Here is a 22549-nt window from a genome sequence, read left to right on the forward strand (position 1 = left end):
AGGCTGGACGCATGGAACTCAGCCTCGCCGACGTCATGCCGTCCGTTGCGGCGGGGTTCGGTCTCGACGGTCCGAATCCGTTCGCGGTGCGGTCCGGCAGAGACGTGGTGGTCCTGCTCATCGACGGGCTCGGCAGCGAACTCCTCGCGCGATCCGCTGATGACGCGCCGACTCTCGCCGCGCACGTGTCGACCACGCTGCGTGCGGGGTTTCCGGCGACCACCGCGACCAGCCTGACGAGTCTCGCGGTCGGGGCCCCGTGCGCGGTGCACGGCGTGATCGGCTACTCGTTCGCGGTGCCCGACGGCGCCGATGAGGATCTGCGCACCCTCAACGCGCTGCGCTGGACGTTCGACTCCGCGGCTGGCCCGGACGCACGCGCGGACGCCGAACCCGAATCGGTGCAGCCGATGGCCAGCGATCTCGAACGTCTCGCGACGCACGACGTGGATATCCACTACGTCGTTCCCGGGTATCAGGCGGCGTCCGGGCTCACGCGCGCAGCCTTCCGCGCGACGGGGACGGTCCATCCGGCCGCCACCCTCGACGAGGTGCGTGACGGGATCCTCGACGTCGCCCGAATGCCCGGCCGCGGCAGGCATTTCGCATACGCCTACTATCCCGGACTCGACATGGCAGGCCACCTGCACGGCCCCGGCTCGACGCCGTGGCGGGAGCAGCTCCGCGCCGTCGACGCGGCCGTGGCCGAACTGTTCGACGACCTGCCGTCGACATGCACACTGCTGGTCACCGGCGACCACGGGATGATCTCGGCGGGAACAGTCATCGACCTCGACGCGGCCCCCGAACTGCAGTACGGGGCCCGGCTGATCGCGGGGGAGGCGCGCGTTCGTCACGTCTACCTCGAATCGGCCGCAGCGCGCGACGACGTCGTCGCCGCGTGGACGTCGACGCTAGGCGAGCACGCTCGCGTGGTGACCCGCGAGCAAGCGTTCGACGAGCGGTGGTTCGGTGCGGCGACGCCCGGACCGGCGATCGCGGCGCGGATCGGCGACGTCGTCGCCGTCGCCGAGGGAGACGCGGTCCTCGTCCGACCAGAGGCGGAGCCACTCGAGTCGACGATGATCGGTCACCACGGGGCGTGGACCGCCGACGAACAGCTCGTCCCCCTGGTCGTGAACCCCTAAACCCCGCACCCCTCAAGCGTGCGGGTGAGTGCCACCCCTCAGGTCGCGACGAAACGTCCGAGTCGATCCTCCAGCGGGCTCTGAATGCTGGAGAGAACGAGACACACCACCCAGTAGTAGATCGCGGCGGTGACGTATAGCGCCAGGAACTCGAAGGTCGGCGCGGCCGCGATCTGGGCGACCCGCAACAGTTCGGTCACCAGGATCGTCGACGCCAACGATGTGTCTTTGACCAGGGAGATCAGCGTGTTCGAGAGGCCGGGGACGGCGATGCGCGCTGCCTGTGGCAAGACGATGCTCGCCATGACGGTGCGATAGTTCATGCCGATGGTGAGCGCGGCTTCGGTCTGCCCCTTCGGGACCGCCATGATCGCGCCGCGGATGATCTCGGCCGCGTATCCGCCGACGTTCAACGAGAATGCCACGACGGCGGCCGGGAACGGCGGGACGGTGACCCCGAGTTCGGGCAGCGCGTAGAAGATGATGAACAGTTGAACCAGCAGCGGTGTGCCGCGGACGATCGATATGTACAGGCGCGCGACCCACGCTAGGACCCGGTTGTCGGCGATCCGAGCGAGCGCGACGGCGATCGCGATGACCAGGCCGATTGCGAAGCTGATCGCGGCAAGCGGAATCGTCGTCGTGATGGTCGCTTTCGCCATCGGCCAGAGGTTGTCCTGCACCAGCTCCCACGTCGACCGCGGCTGCGCTGTCGAGCCGCTGGCGTCGGCCCGAAGGTATTTCTGGGAGATCCGCGTCAATGTGCCGTCGGCGCGCAGGTCGTCGAGCGCGCCGTCGATGTCGTCGACGAGGGGTCGTCCTTGCGCAACGCGAATGCCTGCTCGCTCGTGGCTCCGGTGTTCCCCGCGATCTTGACCGACGTGTCGCCCGTCTCCGCGAGATAGGCGTACACGGCGATGCTGTCGTTGACCGTCGCGTCGACGCGGCCTTGTTTGAGCAGGGTGATCGCCTGGGTGAATCCTTCGACGGTCTCGACGCGCGCTCCGGCCTTTCGTGCGACGTCCGTCCAATTCGCGGTCGCGGTCTGCGCTGAGATCCGGCCCGCGAGCTCGGCGAGAGCAGTGATCGAATCGTCGTCGGCGCGGGTGACGATGACGCCTTCGCCGACCGCGTACGGCGTGGACATCGAGTACTCGGCTTCACGTTCAGGTGTGGTCGTCACCTGATTGGCGACCACGTCGAACCGGCCGGCGCCGAGCGCCGCGAAGATCGAATCCCATGGCGCCTCTACGAATTCGGCGCGCTTACCGAGCTTGTCGGCGACCGCGTTCGCGACGTCGACGTCGTATCCGACGAGCTGGCCGGTGGCTTGGTCGTGGTAGCTGAACGGGCTGTACGTGCCTTCGGTGCCGATCCGGATCACGTCGGAGTCCGATCCCGGTCCGGAATCGGTGGAGCATGCGGTCATCACCCCGAGGACGGCGAACAGCACGGCCAGAAGTGGCGCGATGGCGCGCATGCGAGACGTCATGGTTGCCAGTAAACGCGGTCCGAGTGCTGAGCTGGCGGATTTGGGCTGCCGGATCGGCTGGGCGTGCCGCGGCGGACGTCGCCTGCGTGGAAGACTGGAGGAATGCAACATCCTGTTCCCCGTCACCTCAAGGCTGCGACGGTCATCACTGTCTCCGACCGGTGCGCGGCCGGTGCCGCGGTGGACCGGTCCGGGCCGCTCGCCGCGGAGCAACTGGCGGATGCAGGGTGGCACGCCGACCAGTTGCTGGTTCGCGACGAGGTGGCCGACATCGCGGGCGCGATACGGGCCGCGGTCGACGCGGGTTCGCGGCTTGTGGTGACCACGGGCGGCACCGGCATCGCTGCGCGGGATGTCACCCCGGAAGCCACCGGTCCGCTCCTCGACCGTGAGCTTCCCGGGATCGCCGACGCCGTCCGCGCGGTCGGGGTCGCGCAACTCCCGCAGGCGATGCTCTCGCGTGGACTCGCCGGTACTCTGGGGTCGTCGCTGATCGTCAATCTGGCCGGGTCGACCGGCGCAGTGCGCGATGGGCTTCCGGTGATCTTGACGATCGCCGAACACGTCGTCTCCCAGCTGGACGGGGGCGACCACACATGATCGTCGTGTCCGAGTTGAGCGACGAACCGTTGGACGTCGCCGCGCACCTGGACGCGGTGGCGTCAGCGAGCGTCGGCGCAACGGCGCTGTTCGTCGGTACGGTCCGCGACATCGATCCGGACGCGGCCGGGCGGGTCGTCCTCCTCGAGTACAGCGCGCATCCCGACGCTGCCGACATCGTCACGCGGATCGCCGCCTCGGTCGACACCCCGGAGGTTCGGGTCGCGGTGAGCCACCGTGTCGGCGACCTCGCGGTCGGTGGGGTGGCCATCGTGTGTGCGGTGTCGTCGGTGCATCGAGCAGAAGCCTTCGACGTCAATCGGGAACTCGTCGAGCGAGTCAAAGCCGAACTCCCGGTGTGGAAGAAGCAGGTCGAATCTGACGGCACGTCGTCGTGGGTGGGGTTAGGAGGCCTGACATGAACGGGGGACTGGTCGACCGGTTCGGTCGAGTGCACCGCGATCTTCGGATCTCGTTGACCGACAAGTGCAACCTTCGATGCACGTACTGCATGCCTGCTGAGGGCGTCCCGTGGATAACGAAGCAGAACCTGCTGACGACCGACGAGATCGAAAGAGTCGGGCGGGCGTTCGCCGGGCTCGGGATCACCGAGGTGCGGTTGACCGGCGGAGAGCCGCTGCTGCGTCCGGACGCGGTGGACGTGGTGCGCAGACTCGCCGCGATAGAGACCCAGAACAGGCGTCTGCGGGTGTCTATGACGACCAACGCCGTAGGCCTGCACGCGGTGATGGACGACCTCGTCGACGCCGGCCTGGAACGACTCAACATCAGCATCGACACACTCGACCGCGACCGTTTCCACGAGCTGACGCGCCGCGACCGGCTCGACGACGTGCTCGCGGGGATCGACGCGGCTCGGCGGTCGGGGCTGCGGCCGCTGAAGCTCAACACAGTCGCCATGCGCGGGGTCAACGACGACGAATTCGTCGACCTGCTGCGCTTCGCTCAGGCGCATGACGCGCAACTGCGATTCATCGAGCAGATGCCGTTGGACGCCGGACATATCTGGTCCCGCGCGACGATGGTCGACGGCCAGGAGATCCTCGAACACCTGTCGGAGGCGTTCACCCTGGAACCGATAGGCGACCGCGGTTCGGATCCCGCGGAGGTGTTCCGCGTCGACGGCGGACCGACGACGGTCGGCGTGATCGCCTCGGTGTCCGCGCCGTTCTGCGGGTCGTGCGACCGGGTCCGGATCACCGCGGACGGCCAGCTACGCAACTGTCTGTTCGCCCGCGAGGAGTCGGACCTGCTCAACCTTCTGCGGTCGGGTGGCACCGACGCCGATATCGCGGCGATGGTCCGCCGATCCGTGGCAGGCAAACGTCAGGGCCACGGCATCGACGGCCCGAACTTCCTGCAGCCCGACCGACCGATGTCCGCGATCGGCGGCTAGCCGCCGGCGAACGGCGGGAGGACGTCGACGGTGCAGTCTCCGGCGGCGACGGCGTCGTCGTCGAGACGGCTGCCGTCGACCATGAGTGAGCAGCGGCGCAGCACGGCAGCGAACTCGGGGCCGTGCTCGTCGGCGAGCGCGGCACGGAGTGCACCGAGGGACATCGGTCCGTCGACGGTCTGCTCGCGACGTCCGGCGGCGTCAGCGGCTCCTGCGAAATAGCGGATCCTCATTCCAAGCGCTCCTCGACGAGACGGGTGACGACGGAGTGGGCGTCGTCGACCGACATGCCCTGGGCGACCGCGAGGCCGACCAGATAGGTCGTGATCGGTCCCGCGGGGCGGGCCACGCCGTGTGCGACGTCGCGCGTGAGGTCGAGGAGTGGACGCAGCGGAACGTCCACGTCGCCGAGCCCGAGCGCGGGTGCGAGGTCGGCGATCCAATGGTCGAGATTGGGCAGCGGTCGGTCGGTCATCGGTGACTGTCCTCTGTTCGGGTTGAATCGGCGGCCAGGTCGTCGAAGGCACGCAGTTCGTCACGAGTGTCGATATCGACACTCGCCTCGACGGTGTCGTGGACCGCGCGCAGACGCAGACCGCCGACGAGTTGCCGCATTGAGGCTCCTACGACGGCGGGCAGTGCAGCGACCGCGTCGCGTAAGGCGGCGACCCGGTAGCGCCCGGCCAGCCATTGGGTGTGCCCGTCGGTGTCGATGAGCACGACGCCGTCGTCGTCGTCGATGGCTTCCGCGTGCAGCGCTCCGACGATCCGGTCGGCGCGCGGCAGATCGCAGGCGAGTAGCCATGTCTCGTCGGTGTCGCCGAGCACATCGAGCGCGGCGGCGATCGCCGCGACCGGACCGCCGAACGGCGGGGCCTCGCGGACCACGCGCACGCCGGGCCGGTGCACACTCGCCGGTCCGACGGCGACGATCGGGAATCCATCGAGCGCCGCGTACACGTGATCGACGAGCGGGCGCCCGCCGACTTTCACGGCGGCTTTGTCGACGCCGCCGAGCCGCGTGCCGCGGCCGCCGGCGAGGACGATCGCTGCGGTCGTCATCGCACCCAGTCTCCGCTCTTGCCGCCGGTCTTTCGGGTGAGACGGATCTGCTCGACGGTGACGGACTTGTCGAGGCCCTTCACCATGTCGACCACCGACAGTGCAGCGACCGACACCGCGGTGAGCGCCTCCATCTCGACGCCGGTCCGATCCGCGGTCCGGACCGTTGCTTCGATCGCCACACCGTCGTCGGTGATGTCGAGGTCGACGGCCGCGCCGTGCACGCCGATCACGTGTGCGAGCGGGAGGAGTTCGGGGGTGCGTTTGGCTGCGGCGATGCCCGCGATGCGGGCCACGGCGAGAACGTCGCCCTTCGGCGTGGAGCCGTCGCGGAGCGCGGCGACGATGTGCGGCTCGCAGCGGACGAAACCGGTCGCGGTGGCGCTGCGCACCGTCGGCGACTTCTCGGTGACGTCGACCATCCGGGCCGCGCCCGCGTTGTCGAGATGGGTGAACGGTTGATCCGAACTCATGAGAGCACCATGACTTCCACGAGGTCGCCTTCGTCGACGCGGTCGACGTCCGCCGGGACGACGGCGAGCGCGTGTGCGAGCGCGAGCGACGTCACCAAGTGCGAGCCGCTTCCACCCGCGGTCGCCGGGCGGACCGTGTCGGCGTCGATCACCGCGGGCAGGAACTGGGTGCGCCCGACGGGACAGCGCCATCCGGTGGCCGCGGCCCGGGTGACTCGTGGCCGCTCGATGACACTGCGGCCAGCCATCGTGAGAAGCGCAGGCCGCACGAACATCTCGAACGAGACGGCGACGCCGACCGGATTCCCCGGCAGAGCGAAGACAAGTCGCCCCGCGTCGTCGGTGCCGAAGCCCTGCGGTTTACCGGGCTGCATCGCGACCGGGCCGAACTCGATGGTGCCGGTGCCGTCGAGGACGGACTTCACGACGTCGAACGCTCCGACGCTCGCACCGCCGGACAGGATCACCGCGTCGGCCTCCAGGTCGACGAGCTGCGCGATCAAAGCGGACTCATCGTCGGCGACGGTCGTCACCGTCACCACCTCGGCTCCAGCGGAGCGGACGGCGGCGGCGAGCAGCACCGAGTTCGACTCCGGGATCTGACCGCGCGTCGGCGTCCCCGCCGGGTCGATCAACTCAGAACCGGTCGACACGACGGCGACCCGAGGAGCACGGTGGACGGTGACCCGGGCGTGCCCGGCTGAGGCGATCGCCGACAACTGCCACGGCCCGAGGACGGTGCCCGCGGTGACGGCGACGGCGCCTGCGGGGGCGTCCTCGCCGACTCGACGGATGTGGGCGCCCGCCGTTGGCTCCCGAGTGACCGTGATGGTGGCGGGGGCATCGGCGGTGATCACCGTGCCCAGGTCGGTGTGCTCGAGAGGCACCACAGCGTCCGCATCCGACGGCGTGGGCGCCCCGGTCATGATCCGGGCGGCTTCGCCCGCTCCGATCGTCGGATCGAGTGCCGAACCCGCGGGAACGTCAGCGACGACCCGCAGAACTGCCCCCTTGGTCGCGTCGACGCCGCGCACCGCGTACCCGTCCATCGCCGAGTTGTCGAACAGGGGAACGGGCCAGCGGGAGACGACGTCCTCGGCGAGCACGCGTCCGACGGCCTCGGCGAGGGGGAGTCGGACGAGCGCGGTGCGCGTCGTCGCGGCGAGGATGCGGGCGCGGTGCTCGTCGACAGTGATCACTGAACTCATCGGCCTAACTGAACGTTGGGGTTCACGGAACTCATGGGGGTCATCGGTTGATACTCGCCGACCACGCGGCATATCCGCCGACGAGTGTTCGGATGTCGGCGTTCTGGTGCGCGGCTGCCAGCGCGTGTGCGGCCGCGCGCGAGCGCGGACCGATCTGGCAGTAGACGACGGTCACGTCGCCGACCGGGATGGACTCCGCGTCGGCGAGGACGTCGTCGAGAGGGACGTGCCGAGCGCCCGGCAGCGCCCCGGCCGCCACTTCGTGGCCGCCGCGAACGTCGAGAATCGTTGCCGTGGAGAGAGCTTCGGCGTCGTCGACGGACACCCGTCCGATCTGCGGGCCGGTGTCGGGTGGCGCGAGCGGGATCTCGTCGATCCGGGAGCCGAGAGCGTCGAGGACCAGCATCCGGCGCAGGAGTGGTTCGCCTGCACCGCAGATCAGCTTCACCGCCTCGGTGACGAGAATTCCGCCGAGCTGGCCGCACAGTGCGCCCAGCACACCCGCTTCGGCGCAGTTGGGGACTTCGCCCGCGGGCGGTGGTGCGGGGAAGACGTCGCGCAGTGTGGTCGGCGTGCCCGTCGGCGGAGCCGACCAGAACACGGTCGCCTGCGCGTCGAACCGCAGGACCGATCCCCAGACGAGCGGGACCCCTAGGTCGGCGCACGCATCGGCGACGGCGTAGCGGGTGTCGAAGCTGTCGCTGCCGTCGATGACGAGGTCATACGGGGCGAACAGGTCGGCGGCGTTCGCGGGGGTCAGGCGAAGGCGGTGCTCGATCACGTCGGTGTGCGGCGACAGTGCCCGGACGCGTTCGGCGGCCGCGGTCGACTTGGCGCGTCCGATGTCGGCGGAACCGAAGATCACCTGCCGCTGCAGGTTCGACGCGTCCACGACGTCGTCGTCGACGATCCCGATCGTGCCGACGCCCGCCGATGCCAGATAGAGCAGGACGGGGGAGCCGAGGCCTCCTGCGCCGATCACGCACACCTTGGCGTTGAAGAGTCGCCGCTGTCCGGCGTCGCCGATCTCCGGGAGCCGGATCTGGCGTGCCGCCCGCGCGCGCTCGTCGTCGGGGATCGACGGAGCGGGCTCCACCAGCGGAGGCAGGGGAGACAGCGGGGAGGAGGGCATGTACTCAACATATCCCGCCCGTGCGGCGGTGTCGTCGGGTGCCGTGACACCGAGGCGTGGCAATTCCCGCCATCCAGGGATACTCCGCATTCGCGGTGATAATCTTCCATTCGTGACGGAATTGCGGATTAGTCGGGCTGCGAGGCTCCTAGGGGTCAGCGACGACACCCTTCGCCGATGGATCGACGCGGGAAAGCTGTCCGCACAACGGGACTCGGCGGGACGGGCGGTCGTCGACGGCGGGGACCTCGCACGGTTCCTCTCCGACGACGCACGCGACCACGACGATCCCGTCGACCGGGGGTCGAGCGCCCGCAACCGCTTCGTCGGCATCGTGACCGGCGTGCGCAGCGATCCGGTGATGTCACAGGTCGAGATGCGGTGCGGCCCGCACCGGGTCGTCTCGTTGATGTCGACCGAGGCGGTCCGCGAACTCGGGCTCGACGTCGGGTCGCTCGCCACCGCCAGCGTCAAAGCCACCACGGTGATCGTGGAGACACCGTCCGACACCGAGGTGAGATGAGCGGGACTGGCATGAGAAGCGGAACTGGCACAACAAGACGGGGAGACGTGATCGGCGCCGGGCGGACCAGGACCGTCCGGCTGTTCGCCGCACTCCTGGCCGTGGCGGCATTCGTGCTCACCGCATGCGGAGGCTCGAACGACGACGATTCGCCGGGCGAGATCACGATCTTCGCGGCAGCCTCGTTGCAGGGCTCGTTCGACGACCTCGCGCATGCGTTCACCGATGCGAACTCCGACGACGACGTCGCGCCGATCGTCTACGACGGGTCTCAGTCGCTCGCCAGACAGATCGTCGAAGGCGCCGACGTCGACGTCATCGCGTTCGCCAACGAGTCGAGCCTGGATCCCGTCACAGCGGCGGGTCTGAGCGGGCCGGGCGACGTCTTCGCAACGAACACCCTGCAGATCGCGGTCGCCCCGGGCAATCCGAAACACATCGCGACTCTCGCGGATCTCGCGAACTCGGACGTCACGACGGTGCTGTGCGCCCCGGAAGTCCCGTGCGGATCCGCTTCGCAGAAACTCCTGACGGGGGCCGGGGTGAATGTCACGCCGGTCAGCGAGGAGACCAACGTGACGAGTGTGGTCACCCGGGTGTCGAACGGTGAAGCCGATGCCGGTCTGGTGTACGCGACCGACGTCGCCGCGTCCGACGGCAAGCTGGAGGGTGTCACGCCGCCGAACGCCGACGATGCGACCAACCGATACCCGATCGTCGTTCCGAACGACGCGTCGTCGCCCGAGGCCGCACAGGCGTTCCGCGACTTCGTCCTATCGGCGGAAGGCCAGAAAATCTTGCGGCAGTACGGGTTCGGGCCTGCGTGAGGTTGCCGAGGTTCCTCTACGTCCCGGCGTTCGTCGGCTTCGCGCTTCTACTGCTGCCGATCGTCGGTCTGGTGTCCCGCGTCCGGTGGGACACGCTCGGCGAGGACCTGTTCTCGTCGGCGTCGATGACGGCTCTCGGGCTGTCGCTGTCGACGGCGGCGTGCGCGACAGCGGTGTGCGTCGTCGTCGGACTGCCGATGGCACTGCTGTTGGGACGTGCAGGTCGCCGGACGGCGGCGGTGCTGCGCACCCTCGTGCTGATCCCGCTGGTACTTCCGCCGATGGTCGGTGGTCTCGCGCTCCTGTCGCTGCTCGGGCGGTCCGGGCTCATCGGCGAACGGATCTTCACGTGGAGCGGCTACAGCCTGCCGTACACGACGACCGCTGTCGTCATCGCTCAGGCATTCGTCGCGTTGCCGTTCTTCGTCATCACCGTCGAGGGCACTTTGCGGACGTCCGGCGTCTCGCACGAGCAGATCGCCTCGACGCTCGGCGCCGGACGGTGGCGCGTCCTGACTCGGGTGACCCTGCCGTTGGTGATGCCCGGCATCGTCGCCGGGACGGTCCTCGCGTTCGCGCGCGCGCTTGGCGAGTTCGGCGCGACGGCACTGTTCGCGGGCAACGCGCCCGGGGTGACCCGGACCATGCCGCTGGCGATCTACACCGCGTTCAACGGCGTCGGCGTGACCCAGGACTCCGCCGTGGCGTTGTCTCTCCTGCTCCTGGTGAGCGCAGCCGTCGTCGTGTGCGGGCTGCGATCCTGGCGTGAGGACGCCGTCCGATGACCGCGCGGGTCAGTGCCGACCTCACGGTGGAGCGCGCCGAGTTCGACGTGTCGGTGCGTTTCGACGTGGACGCGGGCGGCTGTGTGGCACTGCTCGGACCGAACGGCGCGGGCAAGTCGACGGTCCTGACGGCGCTCGCCGGGCTCACCCCGTTGACCTCGGGCGTGTTGACAGTCGACGGCGAGACGCTGGAGGCGGCGGGCTCGGTCCGTCGTCCGCCGGAGTCGCGGCGGATAGCGCTGCTCGATCAGCGCGCACGATTGTTCCCGCACCTGTCGATCGAGCGGAACATCGCGTTCGGGCCGCGGGCGAGGGGGATCGATCGCGGCCGCACCCAGACGATTGTGCGGCAGTGGCTCGACCGGATCGGACTCGTCGACCGGGCCAAAGCGCGCCCGCACGAACTGTCCGGTGGGCAACAGCAGCGTGTCGCCATCGCACGCGCGTTCGCCTCGCAGCCGCGCGTTCTTCTGCTCGACGAACCGTTCGCCGCTCTCGACGCGGAGAGCGCGCCCATCGTCCGAGCCATCCTGTCCGACGAACTGACCGGCTCGGGGACCACCGCGGTCCTGGTCACGCACGAGATGTCCGATGCGTGGCAGTGGGCCGACACCTGCCTGGTGATGAACCGGGGGACCATCGTCGAATCCGGGACGCCGTCCGACCTCGCGGTCCGTCCGCGACGTGCGTTCACCGCGGCACTCGCCGGATTCGACGTCGTCCGGGGTCGGTGGATCGGCGGGCGGCTCGACACCGGGGAGGCGCTGCTGAACGGGACGCCAGAGGACGGACTGTGCGACGGCGACCCGGCCGTCGGGATCATCGCACCTCGCGACGTCGCCATCGAGGCGCTGACCGTGGACACCGGCATGTCCAGTGTGCTGACGTCGGTCTCGGTGCAGGCGGGCGTCGTCCGCGTGGAGACCGGGTCGGGCCTGCACGCCGAACTCTCGGTGGACGACGCACTGCGTGCCGGCTGCGGCTCGCTGCCGCGCGCGGGGGAGCGGTACACGCTGACGCCGACCGGAATGCGGGTGGTCGGCGCCGAGGCGGCGCGAGGGCTCACCGTCTCCCCGTCCTCCACACGAGCGTCCCCTACACGAGCCGACGAACGAGGCGTGCGTCACCCGGTAACTCGCCCTCTGGGACTCTGAAGGTCCTATCGTGGACGTGTGGGAAGAATTACGGCGCGCTGGCCGATCACCAAGGTCTCGGTAGCCGAGAGCTGTTCCGCGCGCGTCGACGTGCTCGCGGTGGAGGAGCCGCTGGAGATCAGAGTCGCCGGCGAGCCCTTGGTCGTCACCATGCGGACACCCGGGCATGACGTCGAACTCGCCGCGGGATTCCTCGTGTCGGAAGGGATCATCGCGCGCGGCGACCAGTTCCGCGCCGCGATCCACTGCGGCGGACCCGGCAGCGGAGGCGCCGAGAACACGTACAACGTCCTCGACGTGAGCCTGACCGCCGACGTGGGGCCGCTGGGGCGCGAACACGCGCGGTCGTTCTATGCGACCAGTTCGTGCGGTGTGTGCGGCAAGGCCAGCATCGACGCCGTGCACACGGTGTCCTCGTACACGCTGACCGATGACGAGACCGTTATGGACGCGGGCCGGATCGCCGAACTGCCCGACACGCTCCGCGCCGCACAGACGGTCTTCGACAAGACCGGCGGGCTGCACGCGGCGGGACTGTTCGACGCCGCCACCGGTGAACTGCTGGCGTTGCGCGAAGACGTCGGGCGGCACAACGCCGTCGACAAGGTGATCGGATGGGCGCTGCTCAACGACCGACTCCCCTTACGGGGCACCGTGCTGCAAGTGTCCGGCCGCGCCAGTTTCGAACTCGTGCAGAAAGCCGTCATGGCCGGTGTCCCGATGCTGACCGCGGTGTCCGCGCCGTCGTCGCTCGCCGTCCAACTCGCTCGCGACTCCGGGCTGACGCTCGTCGGATTCCTCCGCGGGCAGACGATGAACGTCTACACGCATCCACAACGCATCGACAATCCGCTGAAGCAACGAGTGAAGGCTTGAGATGACCGACCTAGAGAACCCTTCAAGCACCGCAGACCCTTCAAGCACTGCAGGCCCGTCAAGCACGAGAACTGGGACGACGGCTCCGCCGGTCGGGCTCTCGCCCGCGTCCGGGTTCACCGGGCTGATGCCGGATGCGCCGCGACAGGGCGGGTTCGGTCCGTCGACGTCCAAGCCGTGGTCGTCGAAGCCGTACCACCACCCAGCGGCGGCGTGGGGTGCGGCGCGGTCGGTCGCGCAGACCCTGATCAGGGAGCGAGAAATCGTCAAGGGCTCGACGACGATGTTGACGATGAACCATCCGGTCCGCGGCTTCGACTGCCCGGGGTGCGCGTGGCCCGACGACAAGAACGTCACCCTCGACATCTGCGAGAACGGCCTCAAACACGTGACGTGGGAGATGACACACAAGCGTGTCGACCGCGAGTTCTTCGCGGCCCACACGGTCACCGAACTCGCGGGTTGGAACGACTTCGACCTCGAAGACCAGGGCAGGCTCACCGAGCCGATGAGCTATGACGCGGCCACGGATCGGTACGTGCCGATCTCGTGGGACGACGCGTTCGCGATGGTCGGGGAGGAACTGCGCGCACTCGACACCCCGAACGCGGCAGCGTTCTACACGTCGGGCCGGCTCTCCAACGAAGCGACGTTCCTCTACCAGCTGTGGGCTCGTGAGTTCGGCACCAACAACGTGCCCGACTGCTCCAACATGTGCCACGAAGCGTCCGGTCGAGCGCTCACCGCGTCGATAGCCACCGGGAAGGGCACTGTCTCGCTCGACGACTGGGACGCGTGCACCGCACTGTTCGTGCTCGGGGTGAACGCGGCGTCGAACGCACCCCGCATGCTGACCTCGCTCGCGCACGCGGTGAAGCGCGGCGCGCAGGTCGTCCACATCAACCCGATGCCCGAACTCGCGGGAACTCGGACGATCGTCCCGCACGAGATCATTCAGATGGCCACGTTCCAGGCGACGGACACCAGCACCATGAACGTCCAGGTCCGTCCCGGCGGCGACCTCGCCCTCATCCGCGGCATGGCCAAAGCGGTGTTCGAAGCCGAGGACGCCGACCCGCGCGGCGGCGCCCTCGACCATGACTTCCTCGAACGCTTCACCCAGGGTGTCGACGAGTATCGCGCACTCGTCGACTCCGCGAGCTGGGCGGAGCTGTCCCGGCAGGCCGGTGTCAGCGAGTCGCAGATCCGTGCGCTCGCGCAGATCTACCTCGACTCGCCGCGCAGCATCATCTCCTGGTGCCTGGGAGTCACCCAGCACGAGCACGGCGTCGACACCGTCCGCGAGTTCACCAACCTGCTCCTGCTGCGAGGCAACATCGGCCGCGAGGGCGCGGGCCCGTCACCGATCCGCGGGCACAGCAATGTCCAAGGCAACCGGACCTGCGGCATCGACCATCGACCGGGCGAAGACTTCCTCGCCGCGCTCGACGCGGAATGCGGAATCGTCTCGCCTCGCGAACCGGGACTCGACACTGTCAACACGATCGAGGGCATGAATGACGGGTCGGTGAAGGTGTTCGTCGCGCTCGGCGGGAACTTCGTCCTCGCCGCGCCGGACACCAAGTACACGGCGCAAGGTTTGCGCAACTGTGAACTGACCGTGCAGGTCAGCACCAAGCTGAATCGTAGCCATCTGGTGCACGGTCGCAAGGCGCTCATCCTGCCGTGCCTGGGGCGCACCGAACGGGACGAACAGGCGAGTGGATTGCAGGGTGTGTCGTGCGAGGACGCGATGAGCAACGTGCAACTGTCGATGGGCAAGAAGAAGCCCGCGTCGAAGCATCTGCTGTCCGAACCCGCGATCCTCGGCGGCATGGCGCGGGCGACCCTTCCCGAGAGCACCACGCCGTGGGAGGGCTACGTCGCCGATTACGACCGGATCCGGGACTCGATGTCCCGGGTGCTCCCGGGCTTCGGCGGGTTCAACCGACTCGTGCGGGAGCCGATGGGCTTCCGCATCCCGCAGGCCGCGCGCGAACGCATCTTCCACACGCCGAGCGGCCGAGCCGAGTTCTCGCAGGCTCCGGTCCCGAACGCTATCCCGGACGACGCCGACGTCCTCGTCCTGCAGACGATGCGGTCGCACGACCAGTGGAACACCACCATCTATTCGAGCAACGACCGATACCGAGGCATCAAGAACCTGCGGGAGCTCGTCTTCATGAACGCGGCCGACATGCGCGACCGCGGGCTGAGCGAAGGCTCGTTCGTCGACATCGTCGCAACGTCGAAGGACGGCAGCCGACGTTCGCTGACGCGATACCGGGCGATCACCTACGACCTCCCAGTCGGCGCGGCCGCCGGTTACATGCCGGAGATGAACGCGCTCATCGGTGCCGCCGACTACAGCACCCAGAGTGACCAGCCGTTGATGAAGAACGTCCTCGTCCGCATCGTCGCATCGTCCTGAGGTTATCGTGCACCTACGATCATCTACACCGTAAGGCCATCTGCACGCCACCTGGTGTTGGGACGTCGGCAGGGTGTGCCGGGGAACCTTGCTCCCATGCCCGATCACAGCCGCACCACCGTGTCCCGCCGCACCGTTCTCCGTGCGGGAGCCGCAGGCGCCCTGATGATTCCGGCCGGGGCGACGCTCGTCGCGTGCAGCTCCGGCCAGTCGTCTCCGGGCATCCGACGTGATCGTCCCGCCCTTACGCACGGCGTAGCCGCAGGGGACATCGCGACGACCGGAGCGCTGATCTGGGCGCGCTCGGACAAGCCTGCCCAGATGCTCGTTGAGACGTCGGCAACCGAGTCGTTCGCCAAGGCGAAGACGTTCCGCGGGCCCCATCTGACCCCGGCGTCCGACGGCACCGGACGTCTGCGGGTGGCCGGTCTCGAATCCGGGCAGCAGGTTCACTATCGGGTCACGCTCGTCGGCGATGACGGTGCCCGATCGGAGCCGATGACCGGTGTTCTCGTCACCGCGCCGATATCGGCGTCTGACATCACCTTCGCATGGTCGGGCGATGTCGTCGGTCAGGGATGGGGGATCAACCCGGATCTGGACGGCATGACGATCTTCGGGGCGATCGCCGATGCTCGACCCGACTTCTTCCTGCACTCGGGCGACGCGATCTACGCCGACGGACCCGTCGAGCAGACCAAGAAGCAGAACGATGGTGCGACCTACCGGAACATCACGACCGACGCCAAGAGCAGGCCTGCCCAAACTCTCGACGAATTCCGCGGCAACTACGCGTACAACCTCAGCGACAAGCATTACCGACGGTTCGCGTCGGCGGTAGCGCAGATCATCGCGTGGGACGACCACGAGGTGATCAACAACTGGTATCCCGGCGAGAACCTCACCGGTCAGAAGCGTGAGGGCTACACCGAGATGAGCGTCGACGTCCTCGCCGACCGGGCCCGACGGGCGTGGACCGAATGGCAGCCCGCCACGCTCGGTGACGGCGGCACGCTGTATCGGAAAGTCCCGTACGGCCCGCTCCTGGACGTATTCGTCCTGGACATGCGGACCTACAAGGACGCCAATCCGGATGCCTGGAAGACCCGCGACGACGGCGGGGTCCTCGGCGCCGCGCAGACCCAGTGGCTCATCGACGGGCTGAAGCGCTCGACGGCCACCTGGAAGGTCGTCGCCAACGATCTGCCCCTCAGCATCGTCGTGCCCGACACGAACAGCGACCGGCCGGGCGCGCGCCCCTCGATGGAGGCCGTCGCGCAGGGCGATCCGGCGGCTCCCCGCGGTCGTGAGATCGCGTTCTCCCACATCCTGTCCGAGACCAAAGACGTGCCGGGCATCGTCTACCTGACCGCGGACGTCCACTACACGGCGGCCATCTCGTACGACCCGAACCGAGCCGGGTTCTCCGACTTCTCGCCGTTCTGGGAGTTCGTGTCCGGCCCGCTGCACGCCGGCGCGTTCCCGGAGAGCCCACTCGATGGCACGTTCGGCGCGAAGTACGAATTCGTCCACGCACCGGACGAGTCGGACGTCTCACCGGCCGAAGGGTTCCAGCACTTCGGCAAGGTCACGATCTCGTCCGCCACCGGAACGTTGACCGTCGATCTGTGTGACGCGGACGGAAAGTCGTTGTACCGCAAGGAGTTATCGCCTGACACGTGAACGCCGGCCCCGCTCTGCGGGAACCGGCGCACACGGTGATCGTGACGGCGCTCAGGCGCCGTCGGGTTTGGTGATCGCTACCGTCTCGTCCCACTTCGACGTGGTCAGCGTGATATCGCCGTCTTTGGTGTTGATCGACAGTTCGACGAGGTTGTAGGGCGCGGCGGCCGCGATGTAGGCGGTCGCCGGATGCTCGCCTTGGAGCGCTCCCGGGCCCTGCGTCGGGAAGATCGCTTCGAAGTCGGCGGAGTTGAGCGTTCCGGTGATCTTGACCGACTCCACGCCGTTGCGTTCTTCGGTTCCCGACACCTTCGGGTTCTTGAACTTCGCGAGCACGTTCGCCAAGCCCTTGTCTTCGGACAGTACGACCGACGGGTCGTACGAGCGCTCGCCTGCCGGGGACGTCTCCCACTCGGATTCGCCTGCCTCTTTGATGTAGAGGGTGCCGCCGACGATGACGAATTCGGCTTCCTTGTACTCGTCGGTCAAGCGGAACTTGCCGTCGCCCTTGGCCGCGGGTTCGGGTGTGACGACGACATCGGCGTTCAAGTCTTCCACCGGGAGGCCCTTGAACTCCGGGTCGACCGTCAGCGCCATGTGGACCGCCGAGGTCAGCCGGGTGGTCTTGGACGCCTGGTCGAGGAGTGCCGCGGCATCGGTCAGTTCGACCTTCGGCGCGTCGCCCGAACGCGGGCCCTCGGATGTCGGAGGGGCGGAGTTCGTCGGTTCGTCGCTCTTGGTCTCGGACGAACAGCCTGTCAGTACCACGGCGCAGATGGCCATGGTCGCGACTGCCGGAGCAGCCCAACGCTTCACTCTGGACGAGGCCGGGGATGTGTCTGATTTCACAAATCGGTACAATACCCCACACTCGACGAGGTCGGAATGAGTTCGACGCGTATCTCTATCGTTTGAATGAATACCGGTGACGGGGTCGCTTCCGCGTGCGAGAGTCGATCGCATCAGGCAGCTCACCGAGCGTGCCACAAAGAGGAGAGAGCAATGTCATCGGAAGGTGTTCAAACAGGTGAGGCGAGCGATCTCCCCGATGATTCCCCCGGCCCGGATCTCGGGCGGAAATCTGCGCCCGACGGCGGTCCGCAACTCTCTGACGTGTGGGTATACAACGGCAAGGCCTATGACCTGTCCGAGTGGATCTCCAAGCATCCGGGAGGCGAGTTCTTCATCGGCCGCACCAAGAACCGCGATATCACGTCGATCATCGGCTCTTATCACAAGGACCCCGAGAAGATCGGTCGTCTAATCGAACGATTCTCCCTCGACCGTGAGGCGGTAATCGAAGACGTTCACCCTAAAGCGAATGCACCGGCCTTTCTCTTCACCGAGGGATTCGACAGTTGGCGCGACACGCCGCACTACGATTTCAGCAAGCGCACCGATCTGCTGCACGCGGTGAAGAAGCGTCTCGCCGAACCCGAGCTCGCCGCCCGCATCAAACGCATGGACCGGATCTTCGACGCCGTCGCGGTCACCCTGTTCATCGCGTACTTCGCAGTGATGGGGCTGCGACTCTACGACACGTCCTGGATGCCGCTCGCCGCATTCGTCGTCGCGATGGTCGTGTTGCGCAGTGCGATGGCCGGCATCGGCCACTACGCGATTCATCGCGCGCAGAAGGGTGCGAACAAACTCGCGGTGAACGCGTTCGACATGAACTATGTCGCGCTGTCGTTCGTTACGGCCGACGGTCACGCGCTGCTGCACCATCCGCACACCCAGAGTCAGGTCGACATCAAGAAGAACGTCTTCACGTTCATGATGGATCTTCCGCGGCTGTACCGGATTCCGATCCACACCCTGCACAAGTTCGGGCACACGGTCACCGGTATGACGGTCCGCCTGCTGGAGATCTGCAAACTGACTCGGCAGGTCGGCATCGCCGACATGTACGGCTCGTGGCGCGGCGGCCTGCCGCATTTCGTCGGAGCGTTCGGCATGCGGATCCTGCTGCTCGGCGAACTCGTGGTCTTCATCATCGCCGGCGACGTGTTGGCGTGGGTACTGCAATTCGTGGCGACCCTGTGGATCTCGACGTTCCTCGTCGTCGCCAGCCACGATTTCGACGAGGACATTGACGAGATCGACGTTGACGCCGGCGATTGGGCGGTCAACCAGGTGGAACAGGCCTACGACTTGAAGGTGATCGGCAACAGGTACGTCGACTGCTTCCTGTCGGCGGGTTTGAGTTCGCACCGCGTGCACCATGTCCTCCCGTTCCAACGCAGCGGCTTCTCGAACATCGTCACCGAGGACGTCCTGCGGGAAGAGGCCGCGCGGTTCGGAGTCGAGTGGCTTCCGGCGAAGAGCTTCTTCACCGATCGGTTCCCGAAACAGGTCAAGACCTATCTCGGCGCCCGTTCGCGGACCGCGGAGGAGAACGACTGGGGGTTCGTCCGAGAGCACTTCTCGTTGACCGCACTCAAGACCTGCGCTGACTACTCGGTGAAGGGATTCACGGGGATCGGGACGGTGTGAGGCGATCATTCGCCTGATCGATGAAGTGTTCTCTCCGAGACCGCAAAACGGACATGATTATGAAGCAGACGTTCGTCAGCCAGAAAGGACCGTCATGACACTCTCCGTCGACTCGCAGAACCGGTCGAGTGCCGTACCCGCCGGGGGCTTCGGTGCGGCACCTGTCGGGGGCTTCATGGCCGACGAACGGCCGTCGCCCCCGACCACGGTCGCCGTGATCACCTCGCTTGCGACCGGAGCGCCGCACACCGTCTTCGATCAGCGAGACGCTGCCCGCCGCGCGGTGGAGATCGTCGACGATCCCGAACAGCGCGAACGGATCCACCGGGTGTACGAGAAGACTCGGATCACGAGCCGCCACTTGGCCGTCGATCCGACGACTCCCGAGTTCGGTGACTTCAGTAAGCGGTCGGGCACCGTACGTGAGCGTATGAACATGTACTTCGAGCACGCAGTCCCGCTGGCCGTCGACGTCGCCTCTCGCGCGGTCGCTGACCTTGATGACCCGGCGGCCGACGTCGGGCTCGTCGTTTTCGTCAGCAGCACGGGGTTCATCGCTCCGGGCGTCGACGTCGCCGTCATCAAACGGTTGGGCCTCGCGCCGACGGTGAGCCGCGTCGTCATCAACTTCATGGGGTGCGCCGCAGCCGTCAACGGTGTGCGCACCGCGACGGACTACGTCCGGGCGCACCCCGACCGCGACGCGCTCGTGATCTGTCTGGAACTCAGCTCGGTCAACGCGGCCTTCGGCGACGACGTCGTCGACGTCATCACGCACAGTCTCTTCGGCGACGGTTGCGGCGCGATGGTCGTCGGCGCGAGCGAGGTCGGGCACGAACTTCCGGCCGGACACGTCGTGGTTCGGGATACGTTCAGCCACCTGTTCGCCGACACCGAGGACGGGATCGTGCTCGGCATCAACGACGACGGCATCACCTGCGAACTGGCGCAGACCCTGCCGGATTACATCTACCGCGGGGTCGGCCCGGCCATCGACGAGGCGATCGGACGTGCGGGCCTTGTGCGCGACGACATCGCGCTGTGGGCGATCCACCCCGGCGGGCCGGCGATCCTCGAGCAGTCGGCGCGGTCGCTCGGCATCGCCGAAAGCCGATCCCGCGCGAGCTGGGACGTGCTCGCCGAGTACGGCAACATGCTCAGCGTCGCGCTGGTCTTCGTACTCGAGAAGCTCATCGCCGAGGCGTCCGGCGACGACCGATCGACGCCGTCGACCGGTGTGGCGTTCTCCTTTGCGCCCGGGGTGACGCTCGAAGGCATACTGTTCGACCTGGTCCGATAGCGAAGGTCCGTACGCCATGAAGCTTCTGCGATTCCTGATCTCGGTCTCCTGGACCGGTATCGCCGCCGCCGTGGTCATGGGCTTGATCGGGGGCGGCGCGAACGCCTATCTTGTCACCCAGATAAACGCTGCGGTCGCGCCGCCCGGCGCCGACACCGACCCGTCGTGGCAGCGGTTCGCGTTCACCGTCGCCGTCGTGATCGTGACCGGGCTCGCGTCCCAGATCCTGTTGATCCGGCTCGCGCAGGACGCGATCTACCGGCTACGCGCCAAACTGAGCGCGGGCGTCGTCTCCGCCCCGCTGGAACATCTCGAACGTCTCGGCACACACCGACTGCTCGCCACCCTCACCGAGGACGTCCGATCACTGTCGATGGCCGTCTCGGCGATCCCCAGCATGTGCGTGGACGTGGCGACCATCGTCGGCTGTCTGACCTACCTCGCAGTGTTGTCGACACCGCTGTTCGCGATCCAGGTCGGTGCGACACTCATCGCGATCGGCGTTGTCGAATCGTTCCTCAAGCACGTGCGCGGCATCTTCCGGTCGGCGCGCGAGAACGAGGACGACCTGCTCAACTCGTTCCACGCGGTGAGCGTCGGCATCAAGGAACTCAAAGGGCACCGTGCCCGACGACGCGACTTCATGGACCGTCGGCTCCTCGGGACCGCGAGTGAACTCCGCAGCAAGAACATCGAAGCAGGCGTCAAGTTCTCGTTCGGCCAGAACATTGGCCAGGTGCTGCAACTGGCCACCATGGCCGTGATTCTCTTCGGCGTCGCATTCTGGCTCGACCTCCCGCAAGAGACGATGGTCGGCTACGTGATCGTCACGACGTTCCTGGCGATGCCGATGCAGAACTTCATGAGCCGAATCCCGGATCTGCTGCGCGGCGACGTCGCACTCTCCAAGATCACCTCGCTCGAGTTCTCGATGGAGGCCCTGCACGACGAGGAGTCGCTCCCATATGTCGAGCGCCCGCTCGCCTCTCCCGCCGAACTCACGCTGTCCGGCGTCGCCTATACCTACCTCACCGAACAGGGCCAGACCGGCCCCCCGCCGCCCGGACATCGCGAGCCCGGACATCGCGAGCCCGGACATCCGGAGCCGCCCGGACATCCGGAGCGGGGCGGCGACAGCGCGCGCCCGGACGTCAACTGGGCGGCGGGAGGGCGGTCCGAAGGGGTGCCCGACGGACGCCTGCCGCAACGCCCCGGACGTCGTGGACCCGCGGGACCGCCGCCGGGAAGGAAGGGACCGCCGCCGCCCGACGGACGCGGCCCGGGTGCGCCCGGGCCCGCTGGGCCGCCGCCGACCGGCTTCCATCTGGGGCCGATCGACGCGGTCTTCCGGCCGGGGGAGATCACGTTCATCGTCGGCGGCAACGGCAGCGGGAAGTCGACTCTCGCCAAGCTGATCGCCGGACTCTATATTCCCCAGCAGGGCACGATCACGTTGGACGGCGAACGCATCGACCACGAGAACGTCGAATGGTTCCGGCAGAACACATCGGCGATCTTCACCGACTTCCACTTGTTCGACGAGTATTTGGGATTCGACCGGCCGGGACTCGATGACGAGGTCCAGCGGTATCTGGAGATGCTCGGAATCGCCGACAAGGTAACGGTCCGCGACGGACGACTGTCGACGGTCGCGTTGTCCCAGGGGCAGCGCAAACGGCTGGCCTTGGTCACCGCGATGCTCGAAGACCGTCCCATCTACCTGTTCGACGAGTGGGCCGCCGACCAGGAACCCCAGTTCCGGGACCGGTTCTATCGGGTGATCCTCGCCGATCTGGCCGCGCGCGGGAAAACGGTCATCGTCATCACGCACGATGACCGATACTTCGACGCCGCCGACACCCTGATCAAACTCGAGGTCGGTGTGCAGGAGCGCACAGCCGCCGCCGGATCCGCACGACGAGAAGGTTCCGAATGAGTCCAC

General features: G+C 67.5%; 21 protein-coding genes and 1 pseudogene. 14 read left to right on the forward strand and 8 right to left on the reverse strand.

Annotation, left to right across the window (positions count from 1 at the left end; genetic code table 11):
• The first annotated feature begins 11 nt into the window (after positions 1–11).
• Positions 12–1148 (forward strand): alkaline phosphatase family protein, encoded by a 1137-nt coding sequence (locus L5G33_RS04195; RefSeq protein ID WP_236996904.1) that lies wholly within the window; start codon positions 12–14, stop codon positions 1146–1148.
• 38 nt (positions 1149–1186) lie between these two features.
• On the opposite strand, the pseudogene L5G33_RS19370 reads toward L5G33_RS04195, so the two are convergent.
• Positions 1187–2628: pseudogene (locus tag L5G33_RS19370) on the reverse strand (ABC transporter permease subunit).
• 114 nt (positions 2629–2742) lie between these two features.
• Between L5G33_RS19370 and L5G33_RS04210 the strand changes: the two are divergent.
• Genes L5G33_RS04210 through moaA form a run of 3 tightly spaced genes read left to right on the forward strand, consistent with a single transcriptional unit; the run spans position 2743 to position 4657 of the window.
• On the forward strand, positions 2743–3240 hold the full coding sequence (locus tag L5G33_RS04210) for a MogA/MoaB family molybdenum cofactor biosynthesis protein (protein ID WP_236996907.1): 498 nt from the start codon (positions 2743–2745) through the stop codon (positions 3238–3240).
• Positions 3237–3662, forward strand: a complete 426-nt coding sequence (locus tag L5G33_RS04215) for a molybdenum cofactor biosynthesis protein MoaE (RefSeq protein WP_236996908.1) — start codon at positions 3237–3239, stop codon at positions 3660–3662. Before L5G33_RS04210 ends, L5G33_RS04215 begins: the two co-directional genes overlap by 4 nt.
• Positions 3659–4657: a GTP 3',8-cyclase MoaA gene (moaA, locus tag L5G33_RS04220; RefSeq protein WP_236996909.1), complete on the forward strand. Its 999-nt coding sequence runs from the start codon at positions 3659–3661 to the stop codon at positions 4655–4657. The genes L5G33_RS04215 and moaA overlap by 4 nt, the downstream gene beginning before the upstream one ends.
• Here the strand turns inward: moaA and L5G33_RS04225 are convergent.
• The 6 genes from L5G33_RS04225 to L5G33_RS04250 are packed head-to-tail and all read right to left on the reverse strand — an operon-like array spanning position 4654 to position 8532.
• Positions 4654–4890: a MoaD/ThiS family protein gene (locus L5G33_RS04225; RefSeq protein WP_236996910.1), complete on the reverse strand. Its 237-nt coding sequence runs from the start codon at positions 4888–4890 to the stop codon at positions 4654–4656. The two genes, moaA and L5G33_RS04225, sit on opposite strands and share 4 nt — an antisense overlap.
• On the reverse strand, positions 4887–5132 hold the full coding sequence (locus tag L5G33_RS04230; RefSeq protein WP_236996911.1) for a DUF6457 domain-containing protein: 246 nt from the start codon (positions 5130–5132) through the stop codon (positions 4887–4889). Before L5G33_RS04230 ends, L5G33_RS04225 begins: the two co-directional genes overlap by 4 nt.
• The gene (gene mobA, locus L5G33_RS04235) at positions 5129–5719 is read right to left on the reverse strand and encodes a molybdenum cofactor guanylyltransferase (protein ID WP_236996912.1); all 591 of its coding nucleotides are present in this window, start codon (positions 5717–5719) and stop codon (positions 5129–5131) included. Before mobA ends, L5G33_RS04230 begins: the two co-directional genes overlap by 4 nt.
• Entirely contained in the window at positions 5716–6192 is a 477-nt protein-coding gene (gene moaC / locus L5G33_RS04240) for a cyclic pyranopterin monophosphate synthase MoaC (protein ID WP_236996913.1), read from the reverse strand. Before moaC ends, mobA begins: the two co-directional genes overlap by 4 nt.
• The gene (locus L5G33_RS04245; RefSeq protein WP_236996914.1) at positions 6189–7400 is read right to left on the reverse strand and encodes a molybdopterin molybdotransferase MoeA; all 1212 of its coding nucleotides are present in this window, start codon (positions 7398–7400) and stop codon (positions 6189–6191) included. Before L5G33_RS04245 ends, moaC begins: the two co-directional genes overlap by 4 nt.
• Before the next feature lie 40 nt (positions 7401–7440).
• Entirely contained in the window at positions 7441–8532 is a 1092-nt protein-coding gene (locus tag L5G33_RS04250; RefSeq protein WP_236996915.1) for a ThiF family adenylyltransferase, read from the reverse strand.
• A 112-nt stretch (positions 8533–8644) separates the two neighbouring features.
• On the opposite strand from L5G33_RS04250, the gene L5G33_RS04255 reads away from it, so the two are divergent.
• The 7 genes from L5G33_RS04255 to L5G33_RS04285 all read left to right on the forward strand — a co-directional run bounded on the left by L5G33_RS04255 (position 8645) and on the right by L5G33_RS04285 (position 16811).
• Positions 8645–9055 carry a TOBE domain-containing protein gene (locus tag L5G33_RS04255; protein WP_236996916.1) on the forward strand — a complete coding sequence of 137 codons (411 nt, stop codon included), beginning with the start codon at positions 8645–8647 and terminating at the stop codon, positions 9053–9055.
• A gap of 11 nt (positions 9056–9066) precedes the next feature.
• Positions 9067–9882, forward strand: a complete 816-nt coding sequence (gene modA / locus L5G33_RS04260) for a molybdate ABC transporter substrate-binding protein (RefSeq protein ID WP_236996917.1) — start codon at positions 9067–9069, stop codon at positions 9880–9882.
• Positions 9879–10667 carry a molybdate ABC transporter permease subunit gene (modB, locus tag L5G33_RS04265; protein ID WP_236996918.1) on the forward strand — a complete coding sequence of 263 codons (789 nt, stop codon included), beginning with the start codon at positions 9879–9881 and terminating at the stop codon, positions 10665–10667. The genes modA and modB overlap by 4 nt, the downstream gene beginning before the upstream one ends.
• Positions 10664–11821 (forward strand): sulfate/molybdate ABC transporter ATP-binding protein, encoded by a 1158-nt coding sequence (locus L5G33_RS04270; protein WP_236996919.1) that lies wholly within the window; start codon positions 10664–10666, stop codon positions 11819–11821. The genes modB and L5G33_RS04270 overlap by 4 nt, the downstream gene beginning before the upstream one ends.
• Before the next feature lie 18 nt (positions 11822–11839).
• On the forward strand, positions 11840–12697 hold the full coding sequence (gene fdhD, locus L5G33_RS04275) for a formate dehydrogenase accessory sulfurtransferase FdhD (protein WP_236996920.1): 858 nt from the start codon (positions 11840–11842) through the stop codon (positions 12695–12697).
• Between the two features lie 127 nt (positions 12698–12824).
• Entirely contained in the window at positions 12825–15128 is a 2304-nt protein-coding gene (locus L5G33_RS04280; RefSeq protein WP_236996921.1) for an FdhF/YdeP family oxidoreductase, read from the forward strand.
• A 96-nt stretch (positions 15129–15224) separates the two neighbouring features.
• Positions 15225–16811 carry an alkaline phosphatase D family protein gene (locus L5G33_RS04285; RefSeq protein WP_236996922.1) on the forward strand — a complete coding sequence of 529 codons (1587 nt, stop codon included), beginning with the start codon at positions 15225–15227 and terminating at the stop codon, positions 16809–16811.
• Positions 16812–16862: 51 nt separating this feature from the next.
• Here the strand turns inward: L5G33_RS04285 and L5G33_RS04290 are convergent, their stop codons facing one another.
• Entirely contained in the window at positions 16863–17594 is a 732-nt protein-coding gene (locus tag L5G33_RS04290; RefSeq protein ID WP_236996923.1) for an LppX_LprAFG lipoprotein, read from the reverse strand.
• 219 nt (positions 17595–17813) lie between these two features.
• Here L5G33_RS04290 and L5G33_RS04295 point away from each other — a divergent pair, with 219 nt between their 5' ends.
• The 3 genes from L5G33_RS04295 to L5G33_RS04305 all read left to right on the forward strand — a co-directional run bounded on the left by L5G33_RS04295 (position 17814) and on the right by L5G33_RS04305 (position 22543).
• A complete protein-coding gene (locus L5G33_RS04295; RefSeq protein ID WP_236996924.1) occupies positions 17814–19307 on the forward strand; it encodes a fatty acid desaturase in 1494 nt (497 codons plus the stop codon).
• Between the two features lie 175 nt (positions 19308–19482).
• A complete protein-coding gene (locus tag L5G33_RS04300) occupies positions 19483–20607 on the forward strand; it encodes a type III polyketide synthase (RefSeq protein ID WP_236997167.1) in 1125 nt (374 codons plus the stop codon).
• Positions 20608–20623: 16 nt separating this feature from the next.
• Positions 20624–22543, forward strand: coding sequence for an ATP-binding cassette domain-containing protein (locus L5G33_RS04305; RefSeq protein WP_236996925.1), 1920 nt, complete (start codon positions 20624–20626; stop codon positions 22541–22543).
• The last annotated feature ends 6 nt before the right edge of the window (positions 22544–22549 follow it).

The sequence above is a fragment of the Gordonia liuliyuniae genome, from assembly GCF_021738805.1.
Taxonomy (GTDB): Bacteria; Actinomycetota; Actinomycetes; order Mycobacteriales; family Mycobacteriaceae; genus Gordonia; species Gordonia liuliyuniae.

Bases quoted from the DNA above. Each gene is read 5' to 3' on its own strand.
- moaA (WP_236996909.1), top strand. From the start codon at position 3,659: ATGAACGGGGGACTGGTCGACCGGTTCGGTCGAGTGCACCGCGATCTT.
- moaC (WP_236996913.1), bottom strand. From the start codon at position 6,192: ATGAGTTCGGATCAACCGTTCACCCATCTCGACAACGCGGGCGCGGCC.
- L5G33_RS04210 (WP_236996907.1), top strand. From the start codon at position 2,743: ATGCAACATCCTGTTCCCCGTCACCTCAAGGCTGCGACGGTCATCACT.
- L5G33_RS04250 (WP_236996915.1), bottom strand. From the start codon at position 8,532: ATGCCCTCCTCCCCGCTGTCTCCCCTGCCTCCGCTGGTGGAGCCCGCT.
- L5G33_RS04285 (WP_236996922.1), top strand. From the start codon at position 15,225: ATGCCCGATCACAGCCGCACCACCGTGTCCCGCCGCACCGTTCTCCGT.
- L5G33_RS04225 (WP_236996910.1), bottom strand. From the start codon at position 4,890: ATGAGGATCCGCTATTTCGCAGGAGCCGCTGACGCCGCCGGACGTCGC.
- L5G33_RS04245 (WP_236996914.1), bottom strand. From the start codon at position 7,400: ATGAGTTCAGTGATCACTGTCGACGAGCACCGCGCCCGCATCCTCGCC.
- L5G33_RS04195 (WP_236996904.1), top strand. From the start codon at position 12: ATGGAACTCAGCCTCGCCGACGTCATGCCGTCCGTTGCGGCGGGGTTC.
- L5G33_RS04295 (WP_236996924.1), top strand. From the start codon at position 17,814: ATGTCATCGGAAGGTGTTCAAACAGGTGAGGCGAGCGATCTCCCCGAT.
- L5G33_RS04270 (WP_236996919.1), top strand. From the start codon at position 10,664: ATGACCGCGCGGGTCAGTGCCGACCTCACGGTGGAGCGCGCCGAGTTC.
- L5G33_RS04280 (WP_236996921.1), top strand. From the start codon at position 12,825: ATGCCGGATGCGCCGCGACAGGGCGGGTTCGGTCCGTCGACGTCCAAG.
- L5G33_RS04215 (WP_236996908.1), top strand. From the start codon at position 3,237: ATGATCGTCGTGTCCGAGTTGAGCGACGAACCGTTGGACGTCGCCGCG.
- L5G33_RS04300 (WP_236997167.1), top strand. From the start codon at position 19,483: ATGGCCGACGAACGGCCGTCGCCCCCGACCACGGTCGCCGTGATCACC.
- mobA (WP_236996912.1), bottom strand. From the start codon at position 5,719: ATGACGACCGCAGCGATCGTCCTCGCCGGCGGCCGCGGCACGCGGCTC.
- L5G33_RS04290 (WP_236996923.1), bottom strand. From the start codon at position 17,594: ATGGCCATCTGCGCCGTGGTACTGACAGGCTGTTCGTCCGAGACCAAG.
- L5G33_RS04305 (WP_236996925.1), top strand. From the start codon at position 20,624: ATGAAGCTTCTGCGATTCCTGATCTCGGTCTCCTGGACCGGTATCGCC.
- L5G33_RS04230 (WP_236996911.1), bottom strand. From the start codon at position 5,132: ATGACCGACCGACCGCTGCCCAATCTCGACCATTGGATCGCCGACCTC.
- modA (WP_236996917.1), top strand. From the start codon at position 9,067: ATGAGAAGCGGAACTGGCACAACAAGACGGGGAGACGTGATCGGCGCC.